This window comes from Streptomyces xanthochromogenes (genome assembly GCF_014650455.1).
Taxonomy (GTDB): domain Bacteria; phylum Actinomycetota; class Actinomycetes; order Streptomycetales; family Streptomycetaceae; genus Streptomyces; species Streptomyces xanthochromogenes.
Map to the genome: position 1 here is coordinate 112,073 of NZ_BMUZ01000005.1, position 13,673 is coordinate 125,745.

At 73.0% G+C, this 13,673-nt stretch carries 11 protein-coding genes; 3 read left to right on the plus strand and 8 right to left on the minus strand.

Features of this window, described 5'->3' with window-relative positions; all coding sequences use genetic code 11:
* From IE267_RS14745 to IE267_RS14755, 3 genes are all read right to left on the minus strand, one after another.
* The gene (locus IE267_RS14745) at positions 1 to 1,296 is read right to left on the minus strand and encodes a cytochrome P450 family protein (protein WP_189763543.1); all 1,296 of its coding nucleotides are present in this window, start codon (positions 1,294 to 1,296) and stop codon (positions 1 to 3) included.
* A gap of 78 nt (positions 1,297 to 1,374) precedes the next feature.
* On the minus strand, positions 1,375 to 1,659 hold the full coding sequence (locus IE267_RS14750) for a hypothetical protein (protein WP_189763544.1): 285 nt from the start codon (positions 1,657 to 1,659) through the stop codon (positions 1,375 to 1,377).
* Positions 1,660 to 1,787: 128 nt separating this feature from the next.
* On the minus strand, positions 1,788 to 2,000 hold the full coding sequence (locus IE267_RS14755) for a hypothetical protein (RefSeq protein ID WP_189763545.1): 213 nt from the start codon (positions 1,998 to 2,000) through the stop codon (positions 1,788 to 1,790).
* A gap of 180 nt (positions 2,001 to 2,180) precedes the next feature.
* On the opposite strand from IE267_RS14755, the gene IE267_RS40135 reads away from it, so the two are divergent.
* Both IE267_RS40135 and IE267_RS14760 read left to right on the plus strand, forming a co-directional pair.
* Positions 2,181 to 2,312 (plus strand): hypothetical protein, encoded by a 132-nt coding sequence (locus IE267_RS40135; protein WP_268251557.1) that lies wholly within the window; start codon positions 2,181 to 2,183, stop codon positions 2,310 to 2,312.
* A gap of 82 nt (positions 2,313 to 2,394) precedes the next feature.
* Complete coding sequence (locus IE267_RS14760) at positions 2,395 to 3,243, plus strand: helix-turn-helix domain-containing protein (protein ID WP_189763546.1); 849 nt, start codon at positions 2,395 to 2,397, stop codon at positions 3,241 to 3,243.
* Positions 3,244 to 3,347: 104 nt separating this feature from the next.
* Here the strand turns inward: IE267_RS14760 and IE267_RS14765 are convergent, their stop codons facing one another.
* From IE267_RS14765 to IE267_RS14775, 3 genes are all read right to left on the minus strand, one after another.
* A complete protein-coding gene (locus IE267_RS14765; RefSeq protein WP_189763547.1) occupies positions 3,348 to 5,672 on the minus strand; it encodes an FG-GAP repeat domain-containing protein in 2,325 nt (774 codons plus the stop codon).
* 792 nt (positions 5,673 to 6,464) lie between these two features.
* Positions 6,465 to 7,430, minus strand: coding sequence for a nucleoside triphosphate pyrophosphohydrolase (locus tag IE267_RS14770; RefSeq protein ID WP_189763548.1), 966 nt, complete (start codon positions 7,428 to 7,430; stop codon positions 6,465 to 6,467).
* A gap of 94 nt (positions 7,431 to 7,524) precedes the next feature.
* The gene (locus tag IE267_RS14775) at positions 7,525 to 8,217 is read right to left on the minus strand and encodes a SurA N-terminal domain-containing protein (RefSeq protein WP_167159408.1); all 693 of its coding nucleotides are present in this window, start codon (positions 8,215 to 8,217) and stop codon (positions 7,525 to 7,527) included.
* 248 nt (positions 8,218 to 8,465) lie between these two features.
* On the opposite strand from IE267_RS14775, the gene IE267_RS14780 reads away from it, so the two are divergent.
* Complete coding sequence (locus IE267_RS14780) at positions 8,466 to 10,925, plus strand: YfhO family protein (protein WP_189763549.1); 2,460 nt, start codon at positions 8,466 to 8,468, stop codon at positions 10,923 to 10,925.
* Positions 10,926 to 11,384: 459 nt separating this feature from the next.
* On the opposite strand, the gene IE267_RS14785 is transcribed toward IE267_RS14780, so the two are convergent.
* Both IE267_RS14785 and IE267_RS14790 read right to left on the minus strand, forming a co-directional pair.
* Positions 11,385 to 12,920 carry a serine/threonine-protein kinase gene (locus tag IE267_RS14785; protein WP_189763550.1) on the minus strand — a complete coding sequence of 512 codons (1,536 nt, stop codon included), beginning with the start codon at positions 12,918 to 12,920 and terminating at the stop codon, positions 11,385 to 11,387.
* Entirely contained in the window at positions 12,917 to 13,504 is a 588-nt protein-coding gene (locus IE267_RS14790; protein ID WP_167159401.1) for a hypothetical protein, read from the minus strand. The genes IE267_RS14785 and IE267_RS14790 overlap by 4 nt, the downstream gene beginning before the upstream one ends.
* Between the last annotated feature and the right edge of the window lie 169 nt (positions 13,505 to 13,673).

The window sequence follows — 13,673 nt, forward strand, 5'->3', positions numbered from 1 at the left end:
TTACCCCGGCGGCGTGAACTCGACCGGCAGGGTGCGCAGTCCACGCATGATGAGCCCGCCCCGCCAGCGCAAATCGTCAGGTTCCGCCGCGAGGCGCAGGTCAGGAAGGCGCCGCAGCAGGGTCGCGAGCGCGGTCTGCCCTTCGAGCCGGGCGAGCGGCGCACCGAGGCAGTAATGGATGCCGTGCCCGTACCCCAGGTGCTGGTTGTCACGACGGCCGAGGTCGAGCGTGTCCGGATCGCCGAAGCGCTCGGGGTCGCGGTCGGCGGCGGCGAGCACGACGAGCACGGGGTCGCCGGCGGCGATGCCCTGCCCGCCGAGCGTCAGCGGTTCGGTGGCGAACCGCCAGGTGGCCATCTCCACGGGCCCGTCGTACCGGAGGAGCTCCTCGACACCGGTTTCGAGCAGACCGGTCTCCCCCGCGTCGAGCGAACCCTGGAGCCGCTCGCGCTGCTCCGGATTGCGCAACAGGGCATAGACCCCGTTGCCGATCAGATTGACGGTCGTCTCGAACCCGGCGAAGAGCAGGATGAAGGCCATCGCGGCGGCCTCGTTCTCCGTCAGGTGCTCGCCGTGGTCGCTGGCCTCGATGAGCCGTGAGATGAGGTCGTCGCCCGGGCTCTCGCGCTTCTTGTGGATGAGCTCGGCGAGGTAGTTGCGCATCTTCTTCACCGAGCGCGCGACGCCCCCGCGGGGGCCGCCGCCGTGCCGGATCATCATGCCCGCCCAGTCCCGGAAGTCGTCCTGGTCCTCGCGCGGGACGCCGAGCAGATCGCAGATGGCGTAGATGGGCAGCGGGAAGGCGAAGTCGTGAATGAGGTCGGCCTCACCCTTGGCCGCGAACGCATCGATGAGCTGGTCGGTCAACTCCTGTACGCGGGGCGCGAATTGGGCGACCGTACGGGGAGTGAACGCCTTCGACACGAGGCGGCGCAGCCGGGTGTGGTCCGGCGGGTCGATGTTGAGCAGATGCGTCATCAGCTCGGCCTTGCGCTCACCCGGGATGCCCGTCTTGCCCTTGGCGTGGGCGGGCTCGTCGTGATGGGCCGGGTTTTTGGAGAGCCGCTGGTCGGCGAGCGCCTGCTTGGCATCCCCGTACCGGGTGACGAGCCACGCCTCGACCCCGCTGGGCAGCCGGGTCCGGTGCACGGGCGCGTGCTCGCGGAGCCAGGCGTATGCGGGGTACGGGTCGGTGGCGAACTCCCAGGTGAAGAGTTCCGGGGCGGCGGGCGTTCCGGCGGCGCCGGGGGCGTCGGAGGTGCCGGGGGCGTCGGGGGTGGGCGGCTGGTCGTGCATGGGTCCGACAGTATCCGGGCCCCTATATAGAGGGGGCGCGCGGCTGGTGGCCGTCCGGCCCCTCCCCCGGCGCCCGCTTCACGCGGGGCCCCGGCCGGCGGAACGCTCCGCCACCAGGCGCCGCTCCCGGACGCCGGCGACGTCCACGGCGTTGAGGGTGGCCACCACGGTGTGGAAGACGACGTGGCCGGTGTCGAGGGCGTGGTCCTCCAGAGCCCGGTGGACCGCGTTCCGGTCCGCGGTGATGCCGTGCGACCAGCCGCAGTCGAGGGCCACACAGTCGGAGCTGAAACCGGCTCCGCGGCCGTCGGGGCACTCGGCGATGCGCGCCAGCGCGGCCTGGAGGAGGGGGTGGCGGGTCAATTCTGGTTCCCTGACCGTGCGTTGCGGAAGGGGCCCACGCGATTCGGCGGCGGTACGGGCCGGCCGCTTCGGCGGCGGGAGGGGGCCGTCCGGGAGCGGTCGCGGGGTGAACGGCGGGACGGCCCACATCAGCGCGTCACCACGGGCGTGGAGAGGATGAGCGCCCGCTCCAGCTCGCTCGGGGTCGGGTCCCGCAGCGCGTCCGGCGGGACGGCCCACTCCCGGCCGCCGCCGGGCGGCCGGAGGCAGACGCTCCCCGGATGGGTGCCGACCACCTCCCCGATCCTGCCGGATGCGTCCACCTTGTAGCGGGTGCCGTGTGCGGGTTCGTCCTGGACCACGGTTTGCCTCCTCGATCGCTGTCGGTGCTGACGACGCTATGGGCCGCCTGCTCCGGTAGTCCATGAGGTTGCATGAGCTTGCACGCCAACTTGCCTGATTCATAGGGCTGTTGACCATGAACCTGCTGCATAGTGGTGTGTGTGCAAGTATCAGCAAGCGCCCGAACCGAGGAGTCAGCCATGGCTGTTGTGTTCATCGGTATCGACCCCGACACCGACCGGGACCACTGCCCCACCGTGTGGGCGGACGCGGGAACCCAGGAGATCCTGCTCCAGGGATGGGAACCAGACGCCGAGACCCGAGCACGATAAGGCTCTGCTCGACCGCCTTCGAGGCCGTGTGGGAACGTGCGGTCCCGCACCACCTGTTCCACGTCTGACTAGGGTCAGCTCCATGCCGTCGAACCCCTCTTTCCGTATCCAACAAGCCCGTGACATCTTGGCGGGCCGCCTGCGGGACATCCGCAAGGACGCGGGGATCAGCGGCCGGGAGCTGGCTGTCAGGTGCGGCTGGTCGGAGTCGAAGTCCTCCCGGATCGAGAACGCCAGAACCCCTCCCTCCGACGCCGACATCAAGGCGTGGTGCCGTGCTTGCGACGCCGACGACCAGGTCCCCGACCTGATCGCCGCGAACCGGCAGTCGGCGGAAGCCCACGTCGAGTGGCGGCGGCTCCAGCGCGGCGGCCTCCGCCACCTTCAGGCATCCACGGGTGACCTGTACCAGCGCACCACCGTCTTCCGGGTCTACGTGTCCGACGTCATTCCCGGGTTCCTCCAGACCCCTGGTTACGCCACCGCTCTCCTGGGTTCCATCGCCGAATTCCGCGGCACCCCCGACGACGTGAGCGACGCGGTGAACGCCCGCATGAAACGCAACGCGGTCCTGGGGAACGGTGCCCTACGGTTCCGGTTCGTCCTGGAGGAATCCGTCCTGCGGCACCGGCTGTGCGGCGCCGACACCATGGCCGCCCAGCTCGGACACCTCCTGATGACCATGGACCTGCCCCATGTCGTCCTGGGCATCATCCCGTTCGCCCGGCAACGCACGGTGTGGCCGATGCCCACGTTCACCATCTTCGACGACCACCGCGTGCACGCGGACACCCTGGATTCGGCCTCCACCCTCACCCAGCCCAGCCAGATCGAGCTGTACGAGAGGGCCTTCGACCGGCTCACCCGGAATGCGGCACAGGGCTCAGCGGCCCGCGCCCTGGTGGCGGAGGCACTGGCGTCCCTTGGATGACCCAGCGAGGCCGCCCCAGGGGTACGCCACGCGAAGCGCCCCACCCCCGGCGCCCGGACAAGGGCGACAGAGGCGGGGCCGGGACTACACGGTCAACTTGGTCGTCAGAAAAGGCCGTTGTAGATGGACCAGTCCGAGCCGACCTTGGTGCGCGGGGCATAGGGGGCCAGGGGCTGGCCCGTACCCGCGTACAGCCACAGCGCGCCCGCCGCGTCGCGGCCGAGGATGTCGGCCCGGCCGTCGCCGGTCAGGTCGCCGGGGACGAGGAGCGCGTTGTAGAGGGACCAGTTCGTCCCGACCTTGGCACGCGGCGCGTACGGGGCCGAGGCCTTGCCCGTGCCCTCGTACAGCCACAGAACGCCCGAGGCATCGCGCGCCAGCAGGTCCGGGCGCCCGTCCCCGGTCAAGTCACCCTTTCCCGAAAGGGAGTTGTACGCATCCCACCCGGCGCCGATCTTCACCCGGGGGGCGAAGGGGGCCGTGGTGCTCGTGGTGCCCTGGTACAGCCACAGGACGCCCGAGGTGTCGCGGGCCAGCAGGTCGGCCCGTCCGTCACCGGTCAGATCGCCCGCACCCACCAGCGAGTCGTACATGTTCCAGCCGGCGCCGACCTTCACGGGAGCCGTGAACGGGACGGCGTCACCGCCGCCGCGGTAGTACCAGAGCCCTCCGGCGGCATCGCGGGCGACCACGTCACCGGAACCGTGCACGGTCAGGCCCGACAGTGCGGTGAGGGCGGTGTACCCCTGCCATCCGCCGCCGACCGCCACGCGGCCGCGGTAGGGAGCGGCCGCGTTCCCCGTGCCGTCGTAACGCCACAGCGTCCCCTGCGCGTCCCGCCCGAGGAAACGGGTTCCGGTGGGAACGGGGTACGGGCTGTTGACCACGAAGCCCCCCGTCGCCTTCGGGCTGAAGGCGCCCTCGTCCGACGCCTCGAAGCGGAGGTCCGTCTCCACCTGCCAGGCGTCTACGTACGCCCCGGCCGCGAGCGTGTAGGTGATCGTGTGATCGCCGGCCGGCAGGGTGCACGAGACCGCCGGGGACGCGGCGTTGACGGGTCCCGCCGTGCGACCGCAGGCCCCCGCGGGCCCGCCGCTCACCGACGCGACCTTGAGGTCCACCGCGCTCGCGTTCCAGTCGGGCTGCCCGTACTCGGGACGGAACGCGACCGTGAGCCGGCCCGTGCTCTCGGCGTGGACGCGCACGGTGTGGGTGGCCGTCGAGGACACGGCGAGGTCCGCGGTCGTGAGGTCGAGGGAGGTCTGGGTCTGCTCGATCAGGCCAAGCCCGGCGCTTACGTCGGAGGGGTTCGGCGCCGGAACCTGATACCCGCCGACCGCGAGGAGTCGGCTGCCGGGGGTGCCGTCGACGGGGGCGATGTCGTTCAACTCGTAGGAACGGGCGTTGGGTTCCGGCGCGGTGGCACCGGACCGCTTGGTCCATGCGGTTCCGTCGTAGTGCCAGAAGACCGGCGGCCGGTCGAGCGACGAGCCGTCGCTGCCCACGGCCCAGAGCCCGCCACGTCCGTCCGGCCGGATGGCGTTCACGATGAACCCGGCGAGCTCACCCGTGACATCGTGCCAGGCGGACCCGTCCCAGTGCTCGACCCGATTGTGGACCGGCTCCGCCGAGGACTGCCCCCAGCCGGCCACGTACACGCTCGTGGCGGACTCCACCGCGATGTGGGCCATGTTGGTGTCGTCGGGCGCGGACAGCTGCGGCATGAGCGTCCAGGTCGTGCCGTCCCAGTGGTACGTCACCGGGTGGCCGCCGTGCTCGGGGAACTGCATGCCCGTCGCATAGGCGTCGTTCGCGGACAGGGCGTCGATGCCCTGGATGTCCACGCCGTCGGGCAGCGCGAAGGTCCCCCAGGCACCGCTGCCGTAGGTGTAGAGGGCGTCGCCGCCCTTGAAGAGCCTGCCGGGGACCGCCTTGATCGGCACCTCGGGCCAGGACCGGTCGAGGGCGCCCGCGGCCGGTACGACGGTCCACTTCTCACCGTCGAAGTGGACGAGGAACTGCTGGGTGCCGGTCATCCCGTAGGCCCACACGTCGTCGGCCGACGCGGCGCTGATGCCCGACCACTCCATCACCTTCGGGAGCGCGGGGTCCGCGATCGGCGACCAGGTCTTCCCGTCCCACCGCAGGAGCAGGCCGTTCATGCCGTTCGCGTCGCTCTTCCAGCCGGCCGCCCAGGCGTGGTCGGCGTCCACGGAGGACACCGACTTGAGTACGTGCGCGACGGAGCCGCTGCCCGGGGCCAGTGCCCAGTCGGGCGTCGTGACGTGGTGCGGCGACGTGGGCGGCGGCGTCGGCGGTGTGTCGGCCGCCGCCACTCCCCCGGCGCCCACAAGTGCGGTGACCAGGGCGAGACTTGCCGTGCTTATCGCGGCGACGTGTCCGGACCGTCTGAGCCCGCTTGTCTTCATGCTGTTTTCCCCTCCCGAAGGGCGGTTGCCCTGTGCCGCATGGCCGGGTCGGGTCTGCACCACGCACAGTCCACACACAGGTACGGCACGCGCGCCGCTTTCGGCGGCATGGTGCCTGAACTGTGCGGTGTTGCCCCCCTGGCCGCTCCCCTGCGGTTTGGGCAGTGTGCCATATGGGGTTGAGGGGGCGTCCAGTGAGTTTGCCCTGGCGGGGCGGGGCGTCGTGGGGCTTCCGGGGGCGCGGCCCCGAGCCCCGAGAGGCCGCCCTTTCGCCTGCGGGCCGAGCCGGCTGTTCACGCAGTTCCCCGCGCCCCCAACCCCGTCTCCGCCTGCGGACCGCGGCCGCTTCTCGCGCAGTTCCCCGCGCCCCCACCCCCCCTTTTCGGCCTCGGACCGTGGGTGGCTGGTCGCGCAGTTCCCCGCGCCCCTTCACCCCGTCGTCGTCCGCGGACCGTGATCGCTTCTCGCGCAGTTCCCCGCGCCCCTGGCAGTACCGGTGCTGGCCGGCACCAGGCATTTCAGCCTGTCCGGCGATTGAGGACGAGCGCCGTTCAGGCGCGAACGGGGTCCGGGGCGGAGCCCCGAACGGGGGTGCAGGGGGCGGAGCCCCTTGCGGGGGTTCGAGGGGCGCAGCCCCTCAGGGGGTCTGGGGCGCAGCCCCAGGGCTCAGCCGGTCCAACCCGCCGCACGGGCGGGAGGGAGGGCAAACCCCCCGGGGTCTGGGGCGCAGCCCCAGGGGCCGGGACCATCCAACCCCGGGCAACGGGCGGGCGGGTGGGCAAACCCCCCGGGCTACTCCGCCGCGCGGATCGCGACCCGGTACGCCCGCGCAGCAGCCCGCAGGGCCGCCTCGGGGTCGACCCCGGACGCCTCCGCCGCCACCGCAAGCGCGAGCAGGCGATAGCCGACCCCCTCCCCGGAGGGGAGCGGCACGGACAGGCCGGCCGTGCGGGTCCGGGAGGCCAGCTTGGCCGCCAGGGCCAGGGCCGGCTGGCCCAGCGGCACGCCGTCCGTGACGGAGGCCCGCTGCTTCTCGACCGCCTTCATGCGGAGCCAGTGCTCCTTGACCTCCTCCGGCGTATCGGCCCGCTCCGAGCCGAACACATGAGGATGCCGGTGGATCAGCTTCTCCACGATGCCGCCCGCGACGTCGTCGATGGAGAACGGCTCCTCGCCGTCCTCCTCGGCGATCCGCGCGTGGAAGACGACCTGGAGCAGCACGTCCCCGAGCTCCTCGCGGAGCTCGTCCCGGTCACCCTCCTCCACCGCCTCGACGAGCTCGTACGCCTCTTCAAGGGCGTACTTGGCGAGCCCCTTGTGGGTCTGCTGCGAGGACCAGGGGCACTCGCGCCGGATGCGGTCCATGACCTGGACGAGGTCGAGCAGGCGGGCGCCCGGCAGGTCGTAGGAGCCGGGGAGCAGTTCCAGGTCCGGCATCTGGACCCGGCCGGACCCGGCGAGCCGGGCGAGTCCGTCGGTCAGGCGCCGGTCGCCCTCGCCGGAGGGCAGGACGACCACGGTACGCCCGCCCTCGCAGGCCTCGACCAGCTCCTGCGCATCCGGCGCCGAGATCTCCACCGGTACGCCGGCCTCGCGCAGATACGGCAGTTGCGGGTGCCCGGGGTCGGGGCACAGTACGAGGTCGGCGGCGCGCAGGGTCTCCCATGCCGGCCAGGACAGCAGGCCGGGGGCCACCCGGTGGCTCGCGGTGAGCAGAACGATGCGGCCGGGCAGACCGGGCTCTTCAACAGCAGTCACCCCACGAACCTACCCGGCGGCCCAACCGATCGACGGGGTCCCCCGGCTCACCCCTCAGCCCAGCCGGTCGACGGAGCCCGGCCCACCCCGCGGCTCAGCCGGTCGACGCGGAGTCCCCTGGGGCGACCTGCTGGTCCTCGGGCGAGCCCTGCGAGGGCGCACCCTGCGGGGGCGCGGCCTGCTTGGGCTTGGCGAGCCAGGGCGCCTGGTAGTCGGCGAGCTGGATCTGGCTCGCGTTCCAGCTGCCGTAGCGCGGGTTCACATCGACACCCAGGTCCTTGGACGCCTTGACCAGGACGGGCAGCAGGTCCTGCTGCGTACGCGCGCCGATCGCGCCGGCCAGCTTCTGCTCGGTGACCTGGCGCTGGACGTACGTGTCGATCTGGTCCGGGGCGAGCCCGCCGTTGGTCAGGGCCTGCTCGCGCAGCTGGGCCTCCCCGCCGGCCTGCTGGACCATCGCGGCCCGCGCGTCCTGGACCTCCTTGGGGGTCACGCTCACCCCGGCATGCTCGGCGGCGCGCGCGAGAACCCGGTCGAAGATCATGTTGCTGAGCTTCACCTTGCCGAGCTGACCGGAGTCCTTGATCAGCTGGGCGGACTGCGGGGAGTTCTGCTGGGCCGTCCGTACGTCCTTGACCTCGGCCTGGAGCGCGGAGACCTCGATCCGCTGCCCCCCGACGACGGCCGCGGCCCCCGGATGGGCCGTACTGCCGCAGGCCGCGAGCAGTGGGCCCGCGGCGAGCAGGGCGACGGAGACGGAGAGCGCGGTACGACGGCGGCGGTGCAAAGGAGCCTCCCGGCGGAGCAGATACGTGCGGCGTGGCGACGAACCTTGCTAAGACCTTGCGGTGATCGATGTTAGGCAGTCGGCGTGGCCGGGGCCACTGATTCGACCAACGATTCGCGACCCGCATCGGTCGCGGGGGTGAAGCCGGGTGAAGCCGCGCCGTCCATTGCGTGAACTGACGTGCGGGCCCGCTGTGTTGCCACGGCGGGTCCGGCATATTCGACGGCAGCGCACAGCAAAGGACCTCGATGCCGACCCTCGAAGCCGCCCCCGCCCCACCGGTGGCCCCGGTACGCGCCCCGGCCGCCCGCCGCCCCCGTGCCCGGGCCGCCGCCCTCTCCGCACTGATCACCCTGATCTCGGTGTGCGGCGCGGACGCGGTCGCCGGGGTGATCCCGCTCGGCCCGCTCCAGCGGCACACCCGCAGCATCAACGACCTGGGCAACCAGTTCGTCCCCTTCCACGAGCACCTGTGGGACCTGCTGCACGGCCGGGCCGAGGGCGGCCTGCTCCTCAACTGGCAGTCCGGGTACGGGACTTCGTTCCTGCCCGACCTCGGCACCTACCTCAGCAGCCCGTTCGCCCTGCTCATCGGGGTCTTCCCGCGCGACCGGATCGACCTCGCGGTGTACGTGATCACCGTCCTGAAGATGGCCGCGGCGGCCGTCGCCATGACGGTACTGCTGCTCGCCCTGCGTCCGGCCGTCCGGCACCGCTGGGTGGCCGGGGTGCTCGGCGCCTCGTACGCGCTGTGCGGCTGGTCGGTCCTGGAGTCGATCTACAACCCGATGTGGCTTGACGGTCTGATCGCCTTCCCGCTGCTGTGCCTGGTCGGACACTGGGCCAGGGCCGGCCGGCGGCCGGTGCTCGGCCCGCTCGTGGTGGCGCTCGCCTGGATCGCCAACTTCTACACCGCGTACATGGCGACGATCGGGGCCGGACTCGTCCTGCTCCTCCTTCTCTCCGTGGACCGCGGCACGGACGGGCGCGGGCGGGTGCGGGCCGTGCTCGTCGCGGCCCGCTCGGTCGCGATCGGCATCGGGCTCTCGGCGCCCGTCCTGTTCACCGTCTACCTCGGAACCAAGCACGCCCATCCGGGATGGGTGCGGGAGTTCGCGCCGGTGTCCTGGCCCGACTACCTGGCCCGCACCCTGCCCGGCACGTACTCCTTCTCCTCCCCCGCCGTCTTCCTCGGCACCGGCGCGCTGCTGCTCGCCTGCGCCCTCGGTTTCCACCGCGCGGTCCCGCGCCGCGAGCGGTACGCGTGGAGCGGGCTCGCCCTCGCCGTCGCGCTCTCCTTCCAGTGGAAGCCGACCCATCTGGCCTGGCACGCCTTCGTCACCCCCAACGGCAGCCCCTACCGCCAGACGTTCGTGCTGTGCGGCATCCTCGTCATCGCCGCCTGGATCTGCCTCTCGTACGGAATCCCCGGGCGCCGCGCGCTGCTCGGCGGGGGCGGTGTGCTCGCGCTCATCGCGCTGGGCGCGGCCTTCAGCGAGCTGGTCTCGGCGTGGACCTATCCGCTGCTCGCCCTCGGGGTCGCGGCGGCCGTCGGCGGCCTGCTCCTGGCACGGCCCGGCCGACGCGGGCTCAGCCTCCTCGCACTCGTGCTGCTCGCCGGGGCGCAGATCGCGCAGGCCGGTGTGACGGTCGCGTACGGGGACAAGGAGCGGGCCACCCGCATGGACGGCTATCCCGCCTGGGGCGACGAACACACGGCGCGGGCCGCCCTGGAGGCGGACGCCTCCGGCTGGCCCGCCTACCGCACCGACCCCGGCCAGCGCCAGATCACCAACAACGACCCGCTGCTGCTGGGGGGCGAGGGCGGGGCGTACTACTCCAGCCTCACCCCCGAGGTCCTGAACCGTACGATGACCGCGCTCGGCGGCGGGTGGACCTCGCGGGGGCGGGCCCTGCAGAGCCTGGACAACCCGGTGACCGATGCGATCTTCTCCGTGGGGGCGCGGGTCCGGGTCGCCCAGAAGGGCGGCCCCCCGGGGCTGGTCCGGGCCGGTGCGACTCCGCCGCTGGTCACTCTGCGGCCGCCCGGCGCGGAGCCGGTGTACGGCAACAACCCTTTCCGTAACCAGGAGTTGCTGCTCGGCGCGCGGGTCTATACGACCCGCACCCTCGCGCAGGGGTGCCCGGCCGGGACCGACATCTTCCTGTGGGCTCCGGAGCAGTTCGGCACGGCTCGTCTGGGCGACGGGCCCGTGGTCGAGATGCGCGGCGGCGCGCCCAGCCGGCGGGCCCCGCTGATCCCCTTCGGCCCCTCGGCGGGGCCGGGCCCGGCCTCCCGGATCACCCTTGCCCCCGCCAACCGCCATGCGGAGCTCGGCTGCCTCGACCGGGCCGCACTCACCCGGGCGGTGGCGGGCCTTCGCGCCACCGGCGCGACCCGGGTCACCGTCTCGGACAGCTCTGTCCATGCGGAGCTGCCTTCCGGGGCTTCGGGTACGGCGGTGTTCGCGATGCCCCGCATCGCGGGCTGGACGTGCGGGGTGAACGGCTCGGCACCGACCCCGGCGGCCGACCATCTGGGCCTGGTCGCGGTGCCGTTGCCCTCCGGGGCGCGGTCGGTGGACTGCGACTTCCGCCCGCCGGGGCTGCGTTCGGGAACGTGGGTGGGAGGGGCTGCCCTGCTCGCCCTCGTGGGAGTGGCGGGGTGGGGGCGGGTGCGACGCCGCTTCTCCTCGCGGGGGGATTAGCCCCCACCCCGCCCCTCCCCGAGACCCTCCGGGGGTGGTGAACTGGCCAGGGGGGGACCCCCTGACAGGCTGAAAGTGCCCCAGCACCGGAGCTTGAGGGCGCGAGAACCGGCGCGAACACCCCCACGCTCCGCAACCCAAGACGGCCCCCAAGGGGCGCGGGGAACTGCGCGAACGCCCCCCACCGCCCGCGGACGACAGCGGGCTCAGGGGCGCGGGGAACTGCGCGAACGCCCCCCACCGCCCGCGGACGACAGCCGGCTCAGGGGCGCGGGGAACTGCGCGAACGCCCCCCACCGCCCGCGGACGACAGCCGGTTTAGGGGCGCGAGGAACTGCGCGAACGGCCCCCACGGTCCGCAGATCAGGACGGGTTTCAAGGGGCGCGGGGAACTGCGCGAACGGGCACCCCGGGCCGGGGCCGAGGGCGGGCGGGGCCGCGCCCCGTGGGGCGGAACCGTCAGGTGCCCCGGAGTTCGCGTTGGTGGGCCAGCGCCCGCCGCAACTCCGCGGGAAAGGGGTGCTGAGGACCGTAGACCCGCTCCGCGTCCCACAGCAGAGCCTGCCCGTACTGGTGGGCCGCCCCGTGGTCGCCCACCGCGAGCAGCAGATGGCCGATCCGGTGGCGGACCGCGAACGGGCGGGCCGGGTCCGTCACCCCGTACAGGGACTCGAAGCCCGGCAGCACCGCCCGGTACTCGGCGAGGGCGGACGCCGCCTCGCCCAGCTGCTCCAGGCACTGGGCCACGTCGTGGCGGAAGTCCAGCGCCTGGGCGTCCCCGCCCCCCGCCTCCGCCGCGCGGTCCGCGGCGAGCCGGCGGAGCTCGGGCAGGGCGCGCCGGTACTGCCCGTCGTCCATCAGCGTCGCCGCGTACTGCTTGCGCAGAATCCGTACCACCGGCGAGCGTTCACCGTGCTCGGTGGCCGCCGCGGGCAGGATCGAGCCGAGGATGTCGACGGCCTGGGTGATGCGGCCCTCGCCGAGCAGCCGCTTGACCTCGTCGACCGCGCCTGCCACATCGGGCCGCGGCGGAGCGGGCGGAACCGCCGGCACCGGCGGGGCGGTGGTGACCCGGTCCGGCCAGGGCGCGTGCGGGCGCAGGAACGGGCGGGTCGGATCGAGCGGCCGCGTGGGGCCCGGCCCGCCCCGCGCCGGCAGGAGCGGCACCAGCGCCTCGTACACCTCCTGCGCACAACTCGGCCTGTCCTGCGGGTCCTTGGCGAGCAGTCGCAGCACCAGCGCTTCGAGCGGCTCGGGCACCTCGGGGCGCAGCCTGCGGACCGCGACCGGCGGCTCGTACAGGTGGCGGTGCAGCACGCCGAGCGCGGTGGAACCCGCGAACGGGACGTCCCCGCTGAGCAGTTCGTGCAGCAGAACGCCGAGGGCGTACAGGTCGGTGTACGGGCCGACGGCCCCGCCCATCGCCTGCTCGGGCGCCATGTAGGCGGGCGAGCCGATGGGTGAGCCGGTGTGCGTGAGGCGGGTCGTGTCCGAGTCCAGGACGGAGGCGACGCCCAGGTCGAGGACGGTCAGCGTGCCGTCGGGGCGCACCATCACATTGCGCGGCTTGAGGTCGCGGTGGACGATCGGCACCGCGTGCACGGCCGAGAGCACCGCGCACAGCTGGGCGGCGACGGCCACCGTCCACGGCCACGGGTAGGGCTCGTGCTCGGCGAGGTGGTCGGCGAGGTCGGAGCCCTCGACGTGCTGCATCACCAGGTACAGGTCGTCGCCGTCGCTGCCCGCGTCGTGCACGGTGACGAGCCCGGGGTGGTCGACCTGCGCGGTCACCCGGCACTCGCGCACGAAGCGGCGGCGCAGCTCCTCCGCGTCCCCTCCCGCACCCCCGCCCGCGACCCGGTCGGGCCGCAGCAGCTTCACCGCGACCCGGCGGTCCAGGCGTCGGTCGTACGCCGTCCACACTTGACCCATGCCACCCTGGCCGAGCAGCGCCGCCAGCTCGTAGCGTCCGGCGACGACCCGCCCCACGGTCATCGGCCCTCGCCCTGGGTCCCCTTGCGCAGGTACTGCGACAGCTCGTCCAGCTCGGCCCTGACCTGGTCGATCCTGGGCGCTGCCGGGGGGTGTTGGGTGTGCGGCTGCGGCGGAGCCGGGGGCCCGGCCGGTACCGGGGTGTCGGCGTACGGGTTCGCGTAGGGCCCGAACTGCGGGGCCGTGGCGCCCGGTATGTGCGGTGGCGCGTACCCGTGGGGCGGGTAACCGGCGTACGGGTACGGGACGGGCGTCGGCGCGGAGGCGTGCCGGATGTCGGCGTACAGGAAGAACGCGGTGCTGGCCACGGCGAGGCCGAGCAGGCCGGTCATGCCGACGTCCATCCGCCAGTCGTACTCGTCGGGCGCGCTCATGACGTAGCCGAAGAAGAAGACGAACACGGCCAGGGCGACCCAGAACAGCACCCAGTGCGCCCGGCGCCGGGTCACGATCGCGAGCCGCAGCAGTGCCGCCCACGACAGCATGCCGATGCTGAGCAGCGGCAGCAGCGCGAACAGCACGCGCAGCGCGATCTGCCCCGCCCCCGAAGGGCGTGGCTGCGGCGGTCCATAGCCGGGGCCGTGCATCGCTGCTCCTGGAACTGGGACGGGACGGGACGGAGGACATGAGCTCAGTGCCATGAGCGTATACACCGGCGCCGACAACGTCCCCCGCGATCCCCCGGCCGGTATCCAACCGTCATCCCGGGTCGGCCGCGCCCACTGTCCGCACCGTCGTCCCGGGTCGGCCGCGCCC